The organism is Gordonia sp. NPDC003422 (assembly GCF_053588675.1).
The window spans coordinates 34,282-49,698 of the sequence record NZ_JBSFQL010000010.1; the positions used below are offsets into that span (position 1 = coordinate 34,282).

Here is a 15,417-nt window from a genome sequence, read left to right on the forward strand (position 1 = left end):
CTGTTACCAGCTGGATTTGTGGATTCCGGGCAGCTCGCCGCGGTGGGCCAGTTCACGGAACCGGACCCGTGAGACCCCGGCCTTCCCGATGTATCCGCGGGGGCGGCCGTCGATGGCGTCGCGGTTGCGCAATCGGGTGGGGCTGGCGTTGCGGGGGAGTGCCTGCAGTTCGCTCTGCGCACGACGACGGTCGGCGGCGGGCAACGATATGTCGGCGATGGTGCGTTTGAGGGCAGCGCGACGCTCCGCGTGGCGGGCGACGATCACCTTGCGCTGCTCGTTGCGAATCACCTTGGACTTCTTGGCCATCAGCGTTCCTCCCGGAATTCCACGTGGCGACGGACAACGGGGTCGTATTTCTTCAACGTCATGCGGTCGGGATCGTTGCGCCGATTCTTGCGCGTCACATAGGTGTATCCCGTTCCGGCAGTTGACTTCAGCTTGACGATGGGGCGAATCTCGCTTCCGCGCGCGGCCATCAGATCTCCTCCCCGCGGGCGCGAATACCGGCCACCACGGACTCGATGCCCTGGCGGTCGATGGTGCGCAACCCTTTGGTGCTGACGCGCAAGGTGATGTAGCGGTTCTCGCTCGGCAGGTAGAACCGCCGACGTTGGATGTTGGGGTTCCAGCGACGACGAGTTCGCCTGTGCGAGTGCGAGACCCGATTACCGAAGCCGGGTGAGCGGCCGGTGACCTGGCAGTGTGCGGACACGAGCACTCCTTTTTTGTTGGCAATGATTTCCAATTACTGTCAGGACACGGTAGCGTGGTCGACGTGCAAATGGAAATTGTTCCCAATAGCCGGACGCCGGTGATCCTGGTTTCCGGGCTCGACCGTGACGGCGTTGCCCGCGTGAGCGACTCGCTTGCGACGCCAGGAACGACGCTGATCCACCACGACCTGCGATCGCTGAACTCCGGCGCAGTCATTCGAACGGTGCGCTCGGTGGACCCCGACGGCACCGACCGTCAACAGTCCACTCTCGTGCAACTCGAGCACGGATGTGCGTCGTGCACGCTGCGCTTCGACCTCCTGCCGCTGCTTCGTCAGCTGCATCGGCGCACCAGCGTGAATCGCATTGTCCTCGAACTCGACTCCACCCTGGAACCCGAGGTGATCAGCGAGGCCATCGACACCGTGATGATCACGGACATGCCCGGTTTCGTCGACGGGCCGGCCGGCCTGGATGTCGACATCCACGCGACGGTGGTCTGTGTCGCAGAGGCCGATTGGCTCGACGCGGCGACCGGCGACATCACGCTGGGCGAAGCGGGCCTGCTGAATCGCGAACCATCGATCGGCGACGACGTCCCGGAATCGGAGATGATTTCGGTCGAGTACGACGACGATCGGACGCTCGCGCAGGTGGCCGTGGGTCAGGTCGCGTTCGCCGATGCCCTCGTGGTGTCCGCCGCCGATCCGGCTGTGCGCGACAACTGGGCATCGGCACGTTTGATGGCCGTCCTCACGAGGTTGGCGCCCAAGGCGCCTATCATTCTGGAACTCCCGCAACGGCCGATGTCGTCGTCGCATGCGACAAGCCTGCTGCAGGCCATACAGCCGGGTGCTCGCCGCGGTCGGGTGAGCGGTCCGCACAGTCCGCTCCTCGTCGGCGAACCGCCGCTGGATTCCGAGTGTGGTGTGCAGATCGTCGAGTTCCATTCCGATCGGCCCTTCCATCCCGAACGACTGCACGAAGCGCTCGACGCCCTGCTCGACGGTGTGGTGTGTTCGCGGGCGCGGGTGTGGTTGGCGACGCGGCCCGACCACATGTTCTGGCTCGAATCCGCCGGTGGCGCCCTGCGGGTCAGCGAGGCGGGCCGGTGGCTGGTCGCGACGCCGGTCGACGAACTGGCCGGCGTCGACGCCCAGTGGCGCGCGATGGCGGCGCTGCGCTGGGACGACACCCATGGAGACCGGCACTCGTCGATGGTCGCGCTCGTCCACCGGGCCGACCCGATCGAGATACAGGAAGCGCTCCGCGACGCCTGCCTGACCGACGCCGAGATGGCTGAGGGGCCGCAGGCTTGGCTCAGTTATTCCGACCCGTTCGGTGTCGTCCACAACGACCCCTGCGAACCCGATGAACGCGATGCCGACGAGTCGACGAGCATCGCCCGAGAGGACCGACGATGAAGAAGGGTGTTCACCCGGAATACCACCCGGTGGTCTTCCGCGACGCCAACACCGGCGACGAATTCATGACCCGATCGACCGCGACCTCGTCGTCGACCGTGGAGTGGAGCGATGGTGAGACCTACCCACTCATCGTGGTGGAGATCTCATCGAAGTCGCATCCGTTCTGGACCGGCAGGGCGCGGGTGCTCGACCGGGAAGGCCGCGTCGAACGCTTCCGTCGGAAGTACGCTGACCTGGGTCGAAACGCCGGATGAAAGCCATCTGTCGCGTGTCGTCTGATTGAGTGGTTGTGATCGCCGGTCGGATTTCTACGGGTTAGAGTTGTCGCACCAAGTTCCCGCCTCTCACCTGGAGGACCGATGTGCGGTCAGGCTAGCCCGTCCGGCGCCGTGCACGCGATCGTCCCAGTTCGATTGAGTGTCACCGGACACCCGAGGACACTGGGGTGAGCGCGCCACGAGGGCCGCACGATCCGCGTGGCCCGCAAGGTCCGACGCGGATCGTGCCTGCCTCCCCTCCTCCGGGCGGGCCGCCGCCTCCCGGTCCACCACCGCGATACCCCGGTCGGCCGGGAGGACCACCTCCGGGACCGGGTTTTCCGCCGCCTCCTCCAGGTCAACGACCACCCGGTCCGCCGCCGAAGTCTGGGGCACCGCAGCCAGCTGCACGTGGTCAGGTGCAGACCGTCGGCGGTGACCTGACACCGGAGCTCATCGACTCCGACGTCTGGACCGACCAGATGGTCGAGCTCGCCGGGATCCCGGTTGTCGACGTGCCTTTCGTGACGGTCGGATCGGGTATCGGCTCCTTTGTCACGGTCGACTACCTCCGCATTTGTGGCGTCCCGCTGGACCGGATCGCGGTGCTCGGTCCGCAGGATGTGCCGTGGCACAGCTACGAATACCTGACGCGGGTGTCGCAGATCCCGCGCGGTGAGCGGCTGCGCTCGGACTCCGCCTCGACGCCGGACAACATCTGGGGATTCCCGTCGTATGCGGTGCGGGAAGCGTGGAACGACAAGAAGATCGGGCCGCTGTGGAACGTGCTGACCGAGCCGATCTTCTCGAACTACTACACGCCCAAGGCCGGGCACGCATTCGAGTCGATGGAGAAGGAGTGCAACCGGATCGGCTACCTGAATTGCCTGCATCGCGGACAGGTTCGGATGATCCGACGCCGGGCCGGTGGCGGCTACTTCACGATTCTCACACCGCCGCAAGGAACTTCGCCCACCAAGCGCGTCGCGTTCCGCAGCCAGTGGGTTCACGTGGCCATCGGCTACCCGGGTATCAAACTGCTGCCCGACCTGCAGGCATTCCGTGAGAAGTACCGCGACGCAAGCAAGGTCGTCAACGCCTACGAGCCGCACGAACACATTTACCAGTCCCTCCAGCGCAAGCCCGGCACGGTGATGATCCGCGGTGCCGGTATCGTCGCATCGCGTGTCCTGCAGCGGCTCATCGACGACCGCGACAAGTACGGCCTGCAGACCCAGATCGTGCATCTGTTCCGCAGCTACGTCGACAAAGCGCACGGACCGCACATCTTCATGCGGCGCAAAGGCAAGGACGGATGGGCCTACCAGGGCTTCAACTATCCGAAATCGGTGTGGGGTGGCCAACTCAAGGCGCGCATGCGCAAACTCGAGGGCCACGAACGCGCCGAGGCGTACAAGCAGATGGGCGGCACCAACACTCCGGTGCGCGACGACTGGCAGGAGCAACTCAAACGCGGACGCTCCGAGGGCTGGTATCGCGTCGCGGTGGGCAAGGCCGAGAGTCTGGTCCCGGCCCAGGGCGGTCAGGGCGTGATGGCGACGGTGCGCGTCGACCCGCACGCACCGATCGAACAGCAACACCGGCCGGACGGGACCTTCGAGCTGTACGCCGATTACGTGATCGACTGCACCGGACTGGAAGCCGACGTCCGCGAGCATCGGCTACTCGCCGACCTCCTCGACCACACCGGCGCCGGCATCAACCCGGTCGGTCGCATGGATGTCGAACGGGACTTCGAGCTCAAGGGCACGCGCAATGGCAGCGGGAAGATCTATGCCTCGGGCAGTGCGACTCTCGGTGGGTACTTCCCGGGCGTCGACACCTTCCTCGGGCTGCAGATCGCGGCCCTCGAGATCGTCGATGATCTTGCCAAGCAGGGCTTTTGCAAGCGGCTCGGACCGGGCAGATCGGTGCGGCAGTGGTGGCGCTGGGTGAATCACAAGGGGGTGGACTGACCCATGCTGCCAACTCTGTGGGGCCGAATTCAGACCCGGGTGCTGGTCCTGGGCATCCTCGGTGGACTCTGGACGCTGGTCCTCGCTCCGTTCCTGCCCGACGGCGCTCCGATTGCCACCAGCTATCAGGTGGCGTTCACGGTGCTGGCCGTGGTCATCGTGCTGGGTGTCGGCTGGGAGTTCATCTACCACTTCCTGCAACAGTTCCGGTGGGAGAAGGACTGGCCGACCCTGTTCGGATTGCTCACCGCCATCAACGAGGGCATCGCGGCCTGGTTCTTCCTCAAATACGTCCCGGTGCTGCCCGACGATGTGGAGCTGACCCCACTCGTGTTCTGTATCCAGTTCATCACCACCTGGCTGATCGTGTGGGTGGCGGTCAACGGGCCGTTGCGAGCGATCTTCCCGCACTGGCGATTCCAAGGAGGCCGGTTCTTTTGACCACGTCAGCCGAGACCCCGAGTCTGACGCCCACCGTCACCCTGGTCCCGGGCGACGGAATCGTGATCCGCAAACCCGCATTCCTGTGCGTGCTCACCACCGACGCACCGGCCGCGCTGCTCAAGGACGTCACTGCGCTGCAGGCCGCCGTCGCGGTACCCGACCGGATGCCGCGCCGCGGCCGTCATCTGGTGCGCAAGCTCGCCGAGATCGTCGCCACCGCCGACGACCCGGTGAACATCGCCTTCGCCGCGCCCGACAGCGCCGGAATCGCAATCTTCATGTCCGGGGCGGTGTTTGCCGAAGCCGACGGTGAGCGACTCGAACCGGAGGGCGACGAACCGTTCGACCGCGCCGTGGTGTGGCCGTTCGAAGGATTGGGACTGTATCTGGTCGGCGCAGTCCCCGCCGAACCGGGCGAAGAGTCCTTCGACCTGGTCAACGGCGTGGTCCCGGCCAGGGGTGCCCTGTTGCACACGCCGCTGGGCCTGCGGGGCACCGAAATCCACGAGATCGCGGCGCCACCACCGCGTATTCGTCCGGAAGTCCACGTCGACGACATCGCATCCAAGCCTGCCGCCGAGCCGGTCGACGCCGAGTCCGACGAGTCCGTTCCGGCCTTCCACGAACCGCCCCTGGACTTTTCGAAGCCGGCGCCGGAGCCACCGGTGGAAGAGCCGGTCGTCCAACCGGATCCGGTTGCGCCCGCGCCGGCCGTCGACGCTGTGGACGAATCGATGAACTCGGCGACCGAACCCATGCGGGCGCCAACTCCGCCGCCGCCTCCTCCTCATCCTCCGCAGCCCGAGCCGCGCCCTGGCCCGGTGGCAGTGCCCGAACCGCAGCCGTTCCAGTCGTCGTCACTGGGCGGTGGTGAACCTTTCCAGTCGGCGTCGCTCGGTTCCGCAGTTCCCGACCCCGTTGCACCCGAGCCCATTTCGCCCGAGCCGGTTCCGCAGCCGCTTCCCGTCGAACCCGTGCGACCCGCCGAACCGGTGCCGCACGCACACGTGCATCACGACGACCTGCACGAACCGGTGGAGCAGCGCGCACCGCTGCCCAAGCAGGAACATCAGCGGCCGGCAACCGAGGTTGTGAAGATCGAGGAATCCCGCGCACATGTTCACGGGATTCGCTGCTCCCGTGGACATCTCAACCACCCGCAATCGTGGCTGTGCGGGGTGTGCGGCATCCGCATGGATCAGCTCACCGCGATCCTGGTCGAAGGGGAGCGGCCGCCGCTGGGCTGGCTGTTGCTCGACAACGGGTCCACGTACCTGCTCGACGAGGATCTGGTGATCGGACGTGAACCGGGAACCGGAGGGGGTGGAGGGCGGGGGAAGCCCAAACCGATTCGCGTGCAGGACGAGTCCGGACAGCTCTCCCGGCGACACGTCGAGATCCGGCTCGTCGAATGGACGGTGCAACTCGTCGACCTTGGTTCGGCGAACGGTACCTACGTCGTCGACCCGTTGAGCGGCAATCGGGAGACCCGACTGCCCGCGCAGCGCCCGCATGTGCTCGCTCCCGGTTCGCACGTGCGAATCGGCGGACGGCACTTCATCTTCGAATCCCCGCACGCCCGAGTCTGACCGAGGGCGACATGGCCGACACGCACACCGTCACGTTCCTTCTCCTCGACGTCGCCGTCGTCATCGCGGCGGCGCGAGCGGGTGGCTTCGTGGCACGTAAGTTGGGGCAGCCCGCGGTGGTAGGTGAGATCGCGGCCGGAATCGCGCTGGGGCCGAGCCTGCTCGGGCTGTTCCCGGGCAACCCCGACGAATGGCTGTTCCCGACCGAGGTGCGACCGCTGCTCTTGGCGATAGCCCAGCTCGGGCTGGTCTTGTTCATGTTCATCGTCGGGCTCGAACTCGACATGCGGCTCATCAAGGGGCGTGAACGCGCTGCGGCGAGCATCTCGCTGTCGTCGATCATCCTGCCGTTCGCGCTGGGTGCGGCACTCGCCCTGATCCTGTACGACCAGCACGACGACAAGTCGCTCGCCCCGAATGTCAGTCTCGCGAACCTGACGCTGTTTCTCGGAATAGCCATGTCCATCACCGCATTTCCGGTGCTGGCCCGCATTCTGAACGACCGCGGGATGATGCGCACGGTGCCCGGCGTGTTCAGCCTGGCCGCAGCCGCGGTCGACGACATCGTCGCCTGGACCCTCCTCGCATTCGTGACCGCCATCATCGGTGGCGAGAACGTGGGTGACGTCGGCAAGATCGTCGGGCTATCGCTGTTGTACTGCGCGGTGATGTTCCTCGTCGTGCGCCCGTTGCTCGCTCGTCTGGTCGAGTGGCGCGACACCGCGGGCCGCATGACTCCCGACATCCTCGCTGTTGTCCTGATCGGGCTGTTCCTGTCGGCGGCGGCCACCGAGTGGATCGGCATCCACTTGATCATCGGTGCCTTTGTGTTCGGTGCGGTGATGCCGAAAGTCGGCGCCGAACAACTGCACCGGGAGATCCTCGAACGGCTGGAACAGGCCAGTGTGCTGCTCTTGCTGCCGATGTTCTTTGTGGTCACCGGTCTGGCGGTGGACCTGAGCGGCATCGGTCTGGACGGGTTGTGGCAGCTCGTGCTGGTTCTCCTCGTGGCGATCGCGGGTAAGTTCCTCGGAGCCTTTGCCGGTGCTCGGGCCAGTGCGATCCCGGGCAGACAGAGCGCTGCGATAGCCGTGCTGATGAACACCCGAGGGCTCACCGAGTTGGTGATCCTGTCCGTGGGGCTCAGCCTCGACGTGCTCACACCCCAGCTCTACGCGATGCTCGTGGTCATGGCGCTGGTCACCACTGTGCTCACCGCGCCGCTCCTACGACTCGCGTATCCGGATTCGGTGGTGGCCAACGACATTGCGGAGGCTGAGCGCCTCGCATTGGCGGCCGGATCGGCCAACCGGGCGATGGTGGTGCTGACCGATCTCGACGCGAGTGTCGACGAACTGTTGCATCGACATCGGCGACTCTTCGGTGCGGCGGCGGGCTACGACGTGGTCCTGGCCGGCGTACTCTCGGTCACGGCGCCCGCGAAGCGGCTCGAGGTCGGGGTGCCGATCATGCCGGACTTCGCTGCGATGGCGTCGGCCGTGGAGAAGCTGAACATGTTGGGATCGGCGTTACCGGGCCCGGATTCGGTGTCGGTGCTGTGCCGCTTCAGTGCCGACCCGGTGGTCGATCTGACCGAGATGGCCGAGAACGCCAACATCGATTTCATCTTCCTCGACAGCAGCCGTTCCGAGATCGCCGACGGGCTGCAGATCGCACCCGTGGTGACGGTGGACGAGCGAGCTCCGGGACCCGATATTGCTGCGAGCGGGGATCGGGGGGCCGCGTCGATCGTCTGCGTCGCACCGGAGACGCGTGCCGGCCGGACCGCCATTCTTGTGGCTGCCGGGTTGGCACTCAACGAATCTGCGCCGCTGACGATCGTGACCGGCGCATCTCGGCGTCGCATGCTCGCCGATCTGGAACCGGCGATCGACCAAGGTCTCGAGATCAGCGTCATCGACCGCAAGCGCTCCTACGATCGGGTCGCGGCATTGATTGTGGTGGCCGACGAGGAGACCGACGGCACCGTCAAGGTCGTCGACCATGTGGGAACCAGTGAAGAAGGCTTGGGGGACAGGGTGAGTCGCTACTTTGAACGGGTGGTCGCAGAACGGGTGGACTCAGCCGCCCCGCGCCCGATACTCGGGCAACCAGTGCACACGCACACCACAGCACACGAAACACCGGAGAGGCACTGACATGGCCACCGTCGAGATTCCGCAACAGCTCGCGGATTTCACTGTGCTCAGCAAGTTGGGTGCAGGAGGAAACGGCACGTTCTACGTGGCGGTCCCACCACCGCGCCTGAACATCAACGCCGAGCGCGTAGTGGTGAAGGTGTTCAGCGGCACCTGTAGTGACGATGCCTATCGTCGCGGTGTCCGCGAGCTCCGCGCGTTCGCCGCGGTGCAGTCGCCGTATCTCGCCGCGTTGTACGACGCTGTGCTCCAAGGCCAATTCATGTATGCCATGGAGTATTTCCCGCTGGGATCGCTGGGCGCTCCGACTCGGCCGCTGACCCGCAACGAGAAGCTGTCGGCGATCGCCGACGCGGCCCGTGGCGTCGACGCACTGCACGAAGCTGGGATCGCCCACGCCAACATCACGCCGACGAGCATCATGGTCACCGAGGGCGGCGGTCGCATCTCGGACCTCGGTCTGGCCCGGGTTCTCGCCGCCGATGAGCCGATCACCAGTTTCGCGCAGCCCGGCGCGGTCCAGTACATGGATCCTGCTCTGCTGGCCGGTGACACACCATCCCGTGCCACCGACATCTGGTCGCTCGGTGCGTGCCTGCACGTCGCGCTCACCGGTCGCGGCGTGTACGGCGACATCCCAGAAGCCCAGCCGCTGTTGGCGATTCGCGCCGCACTGTCCACTCCGCCGGCGCTCTCGGAGAACCTCGACCGCGACGAGCGTGCGCTGATCGCGAGTTGTCTCGCACTGGCCGGCACCCGCCCGGCCACCGCACTCGAGGTCGCCGACAAGATCGAGGCGATCAAAGAGGCGTGAGCCCAGCCGCCGGGAGAGCCGACCATCCGCTCCCTGGCTCGAAGGGCCTATTCCGCTCCCTGAGGTGCGAGCGAAGCGAGCCTCGAAGGGGCTTGGTGAGACAACAACACAATCTCACCAGGGAGGCTTCGAGGCTCGTCGTTTGCGCTCCTCGCACCTCAGCCGACGGGACGCCTCAGCCGACGGGACGCCTCAGCCGGCGGAAGCGGTCTCGAGTTGGGGATGGTCACCGTCAGGTGCCGAAAGGTGCTGTCTGCCACCAGTCGTCGAGGACTTGCTGCCCGGTGTGGCCGGGCCACGTGGCGACGATCGTGTAGGGGCGCCGTGGGTCGTCGTTGAAGTTGGTGATGGTCCAGCCGTGCGGGACCGTGTCGGGGCTGGCGAAGACCGGGCCCTCATCCCACCGGTGGGGCTGGCCGGGGCGTTTGGGCAAGTCGGCGGTGACGACGGACCGGCCGGCCATGGTGGCGGTGTGCCACACGACGAACGTGAGGTTGTTGGGGTTGATGCAGCTGATCCCGGGGACGTCGCCGTTGGTGATCTCCTTGCATCCGGAGTCACCCCAGCCGTTCTCGGCCGGTCGCGAGGGAAGCAGGTCGGGGAAGGTGTCGGCGATCGGTGCGGCGGCCGACGACCACTTGTCGCCGCCGTTCCGCGCCCCCAGGTAGGCGAGCGTGCCGATGACGACACCGACGATGACCAGCACGGAGACGATGGGCACCACGACGGGCGGCATCCGCCGGTTGTGGGCAGATTTGGCACGGACTGCCGACCCCGATCGAGATGCGTTGCGCGGCTGGGGATGATGAGAGGCGTCGGCCTGCCCGAGGGCGGCGCGGCGGTCGGTGACCACCTCGGTGGCACTCTCCGGATTTGCCCGCGGGGTGAACAGTCGCCGGAGGCGGGTGGTCGGCTGGTCTATCGCCTGGGTGGTCGCCTCCACTGAAGCAGGAGCGGGTTGTGATCGCTGCGCGTCGGCGACCTGTGCGGCCCTCGTCGCCGACGACGACGGCGGCACCGGGCTCCCCGACGGGAAGTCGCCCGACGGCGGTGGCTGGGCGGCTTCGGGCCGGGACAGTGTGACGGCGAGTTCGGCCGCGCGCGTGAATTCGGCGCACGTGCGATAGCGCACGTTCTTGTCGGCACCGAGGGCGCGGTCGATGGCCGACCGCAGGGTGGGCGAAATGCTCTCCGACAGTGGTTCATTGGGTGACGGAGGGGTTCCGGTGAGCAGCTCGAGGAGCACGTAGGCCAGCATGTGAACGTCGTTCGCGGGATGGTACCGGGCGTCGTCTGCGGTGCGCGACAGGGCAAATCCGGTGAGGACGGCGCGTGGTGCAGCTGTCTGCTGTCCCGCCTCGGCTGGCACGAGGATGATCGTGGCCGGGCTGATGTTGCGCAGGACAAGGCCTTTGCGGTGCGCGCTGTCGAGCCCCTTGCCGATGTCGGTGACGATGGCGACGGCGGTCTCTTCGTCGAAAGCGTTGGGTCCACTGCGGAGACGTTCGGCAGCGGAGATGCCGTCGAGGTGTCGGGCGGCCACCCACAGTTGCGCGTTGTCGCTCCCGCGTCCGAGCACTTCGGCGAGGTTGGGATGCCGCAAGCGCGTTGCGACGTCGATGGCGCGCTCGAGTCGGCGTCGAAAGTCGGGATCGGCGGAGAGATCGGGTCGGATCAGGGTGAGGTCCACCGGCTCCGGGTGCGAGGGGTTGGTGGCGAGGTAGGTGACCCCGCCCGGGTCCGCCCGCAACACGGCCTCGATCCGATGCCCTGACACTGTGGTTCCCGGCGGGACGGTGCCAGAGATGTTCACAGTCGGATCTGCTCCCCGAGTCGTGAGGTTACTGCCCGTCGCTTCGCTCGCCCCGGGTTTGTTGGAGTCTAGCCCTAAGACTCGACGAGTTCGCCTGCCGTGCCGAAGAGCGTGATCACGAAGAATGCGAGCAGAAACCACGATCCGCCCTGCCATACCTGCCAGCGGCCTTCGTTTCGCCAGACCCGATAGGTGCGCCACAACATGGCGAGTGCCCCCAGCAGTGCCACGATCGGTGACGCCGCGAACAGCGCCGTGCGCAAGGGCGAGGACGACGCGACGGCGACGCCGATGAGGCCGAAGGTGAAAGCGACAGTGACGATCACGTGAATGGCCACCGCGCGGAGATCGTCCGACGTGCCGGTCATCGGGCCGACTCCTGGTAGTTCGCAAGCATGTTCATCGTCGACAACACCCTACACGGAGCTTCGCAACGCGTAAGAACGGGACTTTCGCCTTATTGCCACCACAGTCGTAACCGGGCACGATAGAAGGTGAGGATAAGAGTATCCTCCAGTCGAATTGAGGAGATGGTCTGCATATGAACGCGATTCTCGTCGGCGTTGACGGGTCGGACGCGGCAACAGGTGCAGTACGGTGGGCGGCTCGAGCCGCCGCGGTGGAGAACGCCGAACTCAAGTTGGTGGGCGTGTATGACGCCAGCACCAGTGACTACGCCCCGGGGTTGATCATTCCCCAGGACGTCATCGACGCAATTCGTCAAGATGCCTCTGATGCGGTACATGCCGCCGCGGATGCGGCCAAGCAGGTGGCTCCCGACGTCAGTGTCGTCACCTCGATCGTCGACGGCGATGCCGGCCGCGTCCTTCTCGAACTCGGCAAGGAAGCATCGATGATCGTCCTCGGTACCCGCGGGCTCGGCAGCGTCAAAGGACTGTTCCTGGGTTCGGTGAGCACCACGGTCGCCGCACACGCGCATGGGCGCGTCGTGATCGTCGCCGGTGAAGGCGGCGGCGGACCGGTGGTGGTCGGTGTCGACGATTCGCCGGTCAGCGAAGCCGCTGTCGCCGAGGCGTACCGGCAGGCGTCGTTGCGCAACGCGACACTCGTGGCAGTGCACACCTGGACACCGCTGGATGTGGATGCCCTGCACGGCTATGGCATCGACCCCGATGAGGTCGCGCGGATGTCGCAGGACGCCGTGGAAGCCGTTGCCGAGCGGATGGCCGGATTCGCCTCCGACTATCCCGACGTCAACGTCGAGCGCAAGGTGCTGCCGGAGGATCCGGCCAAGGCGCTGCTGGACGCTGCGGGCGACGACGCTCAACTGATAGTCGTGGGCAGCCGCGGTCGTGGCGGCTTCAAAGGACTACTGCTCGGCTCGACCAGCCAGAAGGTCATGCACCAGGCGCAATGCCCGGTGATGGTCGTCCGGGCCTGACAGACTCGCGTCCGCGGGCGTGCGGGCGCAATCGATCGAACACCCCATGATCCCGTCGGGGGCAGGGGTGTTCGTGATCATGGATCGCCGACGGTGGCCTTCGTACGACGACGGGCCGCTCGCTGCGATCCTTCTCCGGGACCGGTGACGCCTACCATGGCGGCATGGCCCTGAAGAAGCTCGAGCTCTCCGTGGGAGAACTCGCGCAGCGGGCAGGAATCGCACCGTCGGCGGTCCGATTCTATGAGGAGCAGGGACTCATCTTCTCCCGGCGTACCTCGGGGAATCAGCGACGCTATCACCGTGCGATGCTGCGTCGAGTGGCCTTCATCCGGGCGTCGCAGGCAGCCGGGATTCCGCTGGCAGTGATTGCCGAGGTCCTCTCCGAACTCGGTGACCACGAATCGCCGCCGAAAGCGATGTGGGAAGCGGCGTCCAAACGGTGGATCGACGACATCAACCATCGCATCGCACTCCTGGAGAACATGCGCGACATGATCGGCTCGTGTGTGGGCTGCGGATGCCTGTCGCTGGGGGAGTGTCACCTGCTCAATCCGGGGGACGAACTCAACAAACTCGGCCCCGGGCCGCGTCGACTGATGCGGGATAACTGACTTTCTGGGGGCGTCGATAGTGTGGGGGCATGGCTCGACCGACGCGGGTGGCGCTCGCCCTGGGTAGTGGTGGCGCGCGGGGCTACGCGCACATCGGGGTGATCGAGGAACTCCTTGCGCGTGATTTCGAGATCGTCAGCGTCGCGGGCTCGTCGATGGGTGCACTCGTGGGTGGACTGCACTGTGCGGGCCGCCTCGATGAGTATGTCGAGTGGATCGCGGGTCTGCGACAACTCGACGTCGTCCGCCTGGTGGATGTGTCGTTGAACAAACCGGGCGGAGTGATCGGTGCCGAGCGGGTCGTCGACCGAGTTCGGGAGATGCTGGGAGACAAGCAGATCGAGGATCTCGAGATCCCGTTCACCGCTGTCGCCACCGACCTGAACGCCGGGCGGGCGGTGTGGTTCCAGCGTGGCCAACTCGTCGACGCGATCCGCGCTTCGATCGCCATTCCGGGTGTCATCAGTCCACACGAATACCAGGGACAACTCCTCGGCGACGGCGGCATTCTGGATCCGCTTCCGGTGGCACCGACCTCGGCGGTACCCAGCGACGTCACGATCGGGGTGATCCTCGGCTCCGACAGCGGGCCCGACGACGGCGCATCGCGGGAACCGCGCCCCAAGGGCCTGCTGCGCCGCAACGTGGCACCGATCCTGGAGACCGAGTTCGTCCGATCGGTCCGCGAACGCTTCGGCTTCGATGGCACCGGTTCCGATACCGACACCAAGGACACCGACGACACCGCCGACGCCGCCGACGCCAAGGAAGGGCCGCAGCGGATGGGCCGAATCGAGGTTCTCGGCCGTTCGCTCGACATCATGCAGGAAGCGCTGACGCGCTACCAGGTCGCCGGATACCCGCCGGATGTGCTCATCCGGGTCCCGCGCAATGCGGTCCGGACCCTCGACTTCCACAAGGCGTCCGAGATGATCCAACTCGGGCGGGAACTCACCGCGCAGGCGCTCGACGATCTGCCCGAGCGGCCATGAAGCAGATTCCTCGCGGTATCTGGGTGTTGCTCGCCGCCAACGTGGTGATCGCCCTCGGCTATGGCCTGATCGCACCCGCGTTGCCGAGTTTTGCGCGCAGTTTCAACGTGTCGCTCACCGCGGCGACGGCCGTCGTGTCGGCGTTCGCGGTGATGCGGCTGCTGTTCGCGCCGGCCACCGGGCGTCTCGTCACCCTGTTCGGTGAACGCCGCATCTACCTCACCGGGCTGTTGATCGTCGCCGTCAGTACCTTCGCGTGTGCGTTCGCGCAGGGCTACTGGCAGTTGCTGGTGTTCCGGGCGGCCGGTGGCATCGGATCGACGATGTTCAGCATCTCCGCGATGGCGCTGCTGATCAGGATGTCGCCCAACGACATTCGCGGTCGCGTGTCCGGATTCTTCTCGGCCGGTTTCCTGATCGGCAACATCACCGGCCCGCTGATCGGGGCGGCGCTCGTCGGGTTCGGGCTCCGTATGCCGTTCGTCGTCTACGCGATCGCACTGGTGATCGCCTCCGCGGTGGTGGCCACCCAGCTGCGTGAGGTGCCGGCACCCGACCGCACCGACGGCCCGGCGAGCGGCGTCATCTCCTTTCGGCACGCCCTCGGCGACAGCGCCTACCGCGCGATCATCGCGTCCAACTTCACCCAGGGCTGGGCGTCGATGGGGGTGCGGGTTGCCGTGGTTCCGCTGTTCGTCACCGAAGGGCTCGACGAGGGTGCCGGCATGGCGGGGGTGGTGCTGGCCGTGTACGCCGCCGGCAACGTCGTCGCGATCCTCAGCGCGGGCCGGCTGTCGGACAGGTACGGTCGTCGGCCCGTCATGCTGCCCGGACTGGTCCTGATGGCGGCCTCGACGGCCGCTCTCGGGTTCTCCGCGAACATCGTTGTCGCGCTGGTCCTGTCGCTCGTCGCGGGTGCGGGATCGGGGTTGTTCGCACCCACCCATCAGGCGGCCCTCGCCGATGTGCTCGGAAATCGGCAACAGGGCGGCTCTGCGTTGGCGGCCTATGGCATGTCGTCGGATCTGGGTGCGATCAGTGGGCCAGTGATCGTCGGGTTCGTGGCCGACCGGGTGGGTTTCGGTCCAGCGTTCGTGTTGACGGGTGTGGTGGCGGCGCTCGCCTGCGTGATGTGGCTGTTCGCGCGGGAGACCGCGCCGGCGATCGTCGGCGACGGTCCGACGATCACACCCACCGGATGATTTGAAATGTGC

16 protein-coding genes are annotated in these 15,417 nt (G+C 66.4%); 11 read left to right on the plus strand and 5 right to left on the minus strand.

Annotated elements, in window-relative coordinates:
• Positions 1-3: 3 nt before the first annotated feature.
• Genes rpsN through rpmB form a run of 3 tightly spaced genes read right to left on the minus strand, consistent with a single transcriptional unit; the run spans position 4 to position 715 of the window.
• Positions 4-309: a 30S ribosomal protein S14 gene (gene rpsN / locus ACWDTF_RS10520; RefSeq protein WP_240856428.1), complete on the minus strand. Its 306-nt coding sequence runs from the start codon at positions 307-309 to the stop codon at positions 4-6.
• A complete protein-coding gene (gene rpmG, locus ACWDTF_RS10525) occupies positions 309-479 on the minus strand; it encodes a 50S ribosomal protein L33 (protein WP_240856429.1) in 171 nt (56 codons plus the stop codon). The genes rpsN and rpmG overlap by 1 nt, the downstream gene beginning before the upstream one ends.
• The gene (gene rpmB / locus ACWDTF_RS10530) at positions 479-715 is read right to left on the minus strand and encodes a 50S ribosomal protein L28 (protein WP_449754351.1); all 237 of its coding nucleotides are present in this window, start codon (positions 713-715) and stop codon (positions 479-481) included. Before rpmB ends, rpmG begins: the two co-directional genes overlap by 1 nt.
• Positions 716-784: 69 nt before the next feature.
• Here rpmB and mrf point away from each other — a divergent pair, with 69 nt between their 5' ends.
• From mrf to ACWDTF_RS10565, 7 genes are all read left to right on the plus strand, one after another.
• Entirely contained in the window at positions 785-2,140 is a 1,356-nt protein-coding gene (gene mrf / locus ACWDTF_RS10535) for a ribosome hibernation factor-recruiting GTPase MRF (protein ID WP_240856535.1), read from the plus strand.
• Positions 2,137-2,397: a type B 50S ribosomal protein L31 gene (locus tag ACWDTF_RS10540; protein WP_240856431.1), complete on the plus strand. Its 261-nt coding sequence runs from the start codon at positions 2,137-2,139 to the stop codon at positions 2,395-2,397. Before mrf ends, ACWDTF_RS10540 begins: the two co-directional genes overlap by 4 nt.
• A gap of 485 nt (positions 2,398-2,882) precedes the next feature.
• The gene (locus ACWDTF_RS10545) at positions 2,883-4,376 is read left to right on the plus strand and encodes an FAD/NAD(P)-binding protein (protein WP_355277683.1); all 1,494 of its coding nucleotides are present in this window, start codon (positions 2,883-2,885) and stop codon (positions 4,374-4,376) included.
• 3 nt (positions 4,377-4,379) lie between these two features.
• Entirely contained in the window at positions 4,380-4,817 is a 438-nt protein-coding gene (locus tag ACWDTF_RS10550; RefSeq protein ID WP_240856432.1) for a hypothetical protein, read from the plus strand.
• A complete protein-coding gene (locus tag ACWDTF_RS10555; protein WP_355277653.1) occupies positions 4,814-6,409 on the plus strand; it encodes an FHA domain-containing protein in 1,596 nt (531 codons plus the stop codon). Before ACWDTF_RS10550 ends, ACWDTF_RS10555 begins: the two co-directional genes overlap by 4 nt.
• Positions 6,410-6,420: 11 nt before the next feature.
• Entirely contained in the window at positions 6,421-8,568 is a 2,148-nt protein-coding gene (locus ACWDTF_RS10560) for a cation:proton antiporter (protein WP_449754352.1), read from the plus strand.
• A 1-nt stretch (position 8,569) separates the two neighbouring features.
• On the plus strand, positions 8,570-9,382 hold the full coding sequence (locus tag ACWDTF_RS10565) for a protein kinase domain-containing protein (RefSeq protein WP_240856435.1): 813 nt from the start codon (positions 8,570-8,572) through the stop codon (positions 9,380-9,382).
• Positions 9,383-9,614: 232 nt separating this feature from the next.
• Here ACWDTF_RS10565 and ACWDTF_RS10570 read toward each other — a convergent pair whose 3' ends face one another.
• Together ACWDTF_RS10570 and ACWDTF_RS10575 are read right to left on the minus strand one after the other, a co-directional pair.
• Positions 9,615-11,195, minus strand: a complete 1,581-nt coding sequence (locus tag ACWDTF_RS10570) for a serine/threonine protein kinase (RefSeq protein WP_449754353.1) — start codon at positions 11,193-11,195, stop codon at positions 9,615-9,617.
• Between the two features lie 74 nt (positions 11,196-11,269).
• On the minus strand, positions 11,270-11,563 hold the full coding sequence (locus ACWDTF_RS10575) for a hypothetical protein (protein ID WP_240856437.1): 294 nt from the start codon (positions 11,561-11,563) through the stop codon (positions 11,270-11,272).
• Between the two features lie 173 nt (positions 11,564-11,736).
• Here ACWDTF_RS10575 and ACWDTF_RS10580 point away from each other — a divergent pair, with 173 nt between their 5' ends.
• The 4 genes from ACWDTF_RS10580 to ACWDTF_RS10595 all read left to right on the plus strand — a co-directional run bounded on the left by ACWDTF_RS10580 (position 11,737) and on the right by ACWDTF_RS10595 (position 15,405).
• Positions 11,737-12,597 carry a universal stress protein gene (locus ACWDTF_RS10580; protein ID WP_240856438.1) on the plus strand — a complete coding sequence of 287 codons (861 nt, stop codon included), beginning with the start codon at positions 11,737-11,739 and terminating at the stop codon, positions 12,595-12,597.
• 164 nt (positions 12,598-12,761) lie between these two features.
• Positions 12,762-13,211 carry a redox-sensitive transcriptional activator SoxR gene (gene soxR, locus ACWDTF_RS10585; RefSeq protein WP_240856439.1) on the plus strand — a complete coding sequence of 150 codons (450 nt, stop codon included), beginning with the start codon at positions 12,762-12,764 and terminating at the stop codon, positions 13,209-13,211.
• Positions 13,212-13,240: 29 nt separating this feature from the next.
• The gene (locus ACWDTF_RS10590; RefSeq protein WP_240856440.1) at positions 13,241-14,203 is read left to right on the plus strand and encodes a patatin-like phospholipase family protein; all 963 of its coding nucleotides are present in this window, start codon (positions 13,241-13,243) and stop codon (positions 14,201-14,203) included.
• Positions 14,200-15,405, plus strand: a complete 1,206-nt coding sequence (locus ACWDTF_RS10595) for an MFS transporter (RefSeq protein WP_433258491.1) — start codon at positions 14,200-14,202, stop codon at positions 15,403-15,405. Before ACWDTF_RS10590 ends, ACWDTF_RS10595 begins: the two co-directional genes overlap by 4 nt.
• Positions 15,406-15,417: the final 12 nt, after the last annotated feature.

Coding starts and splice junctions, on each gene's coding strand:
- rpsN (WP_240856428.1), bottom strand. CDS start 309: ATGGCCAAGAAGTCCAAGGTGATTCGCAACGAGCAGCGCAAGGTGATC.
- rpmG (WP_240856429.1), bottom strand. CDS start 479: ATGGCCGCGCGCGGAAGCGAGATTCGCCCCATCGTCAAGCTGAAGTCA.
- mrf (WP_240856535.1), top strand. CDS start 785: ATGGAAATTGTTCCCAATAGCCGGACGCCGGTGATCCTGGTTTCCGGG.
- ACWDTF_RS10540 (WP_240856431.1), top strand. CDS start 2,137: ATGAAGAAGGGTGTTCACCCGGAATACCACCCGGTGGTCTTCCGCGAC.
- ACWDTF_RS10545 (WP_355277683.1), top strand. CDS start 2,883: ATGGTCGAGCTCGCCGGGATCCCGGTTGTCGACGTGCCTTTCGTGACG.
- ACWDTF_RS10550 (WP_240856432.1), top strand. CDS start 4,380: ATGCTGCCAACTCTGTGGGGCCGAATTCAGACCCGGGTGCTGGTCCTG.
- ACWDTF_RS10560 (WP_449754352.1), top strand. CDS start 6,421: ATGGCCGACACGCACACCGTCACGTTCCTTCTCCTCGACGTCGCCGTC.
- ACWDTF_RS10565 (WP_240856435.1), top strand. CDS start 8,570: ATGGCCACCGTCGAGATTCCGCAACAGCTCGCGGATTTCACTGTGCTC.
- ACWDTF_RS10575 (WP_240856437.1), bottom strand. CDS start 11,563: ATGACCGGCACGTCGGACGATCTCCGCGCGGTGGCCATTCACGTGATC.
- ACWDTF_RS10580 (WP_240856438.1), top strand. CDS start 11,737: ATGAACGCGATTCTCGTCGGCGTTGACGGGTCGGACGCGGCAACAGGT.
- soxR (WP_240856439.1), top strand. CDS start 12,762: ATGGCCCTGAAGAAGCTCGAGCTCTCCGTGGGAGAACTCGCGCAGCGG.
- ACWDTF_RS10590 (WP_240856440.1), top strand. CDS start 13,241: ATGGCTCGACCGACGCGGGTGGCGCTCGCCCTGGGTAGTGGTGGCGCG.
- ACWDTF_RS10595 (WP_433258491.1), top strand. CDS start 14,200: ATGAAGCAGATTCCTCGCGGTATCTGGGTGTTGCTCGCCGCCAACGTG.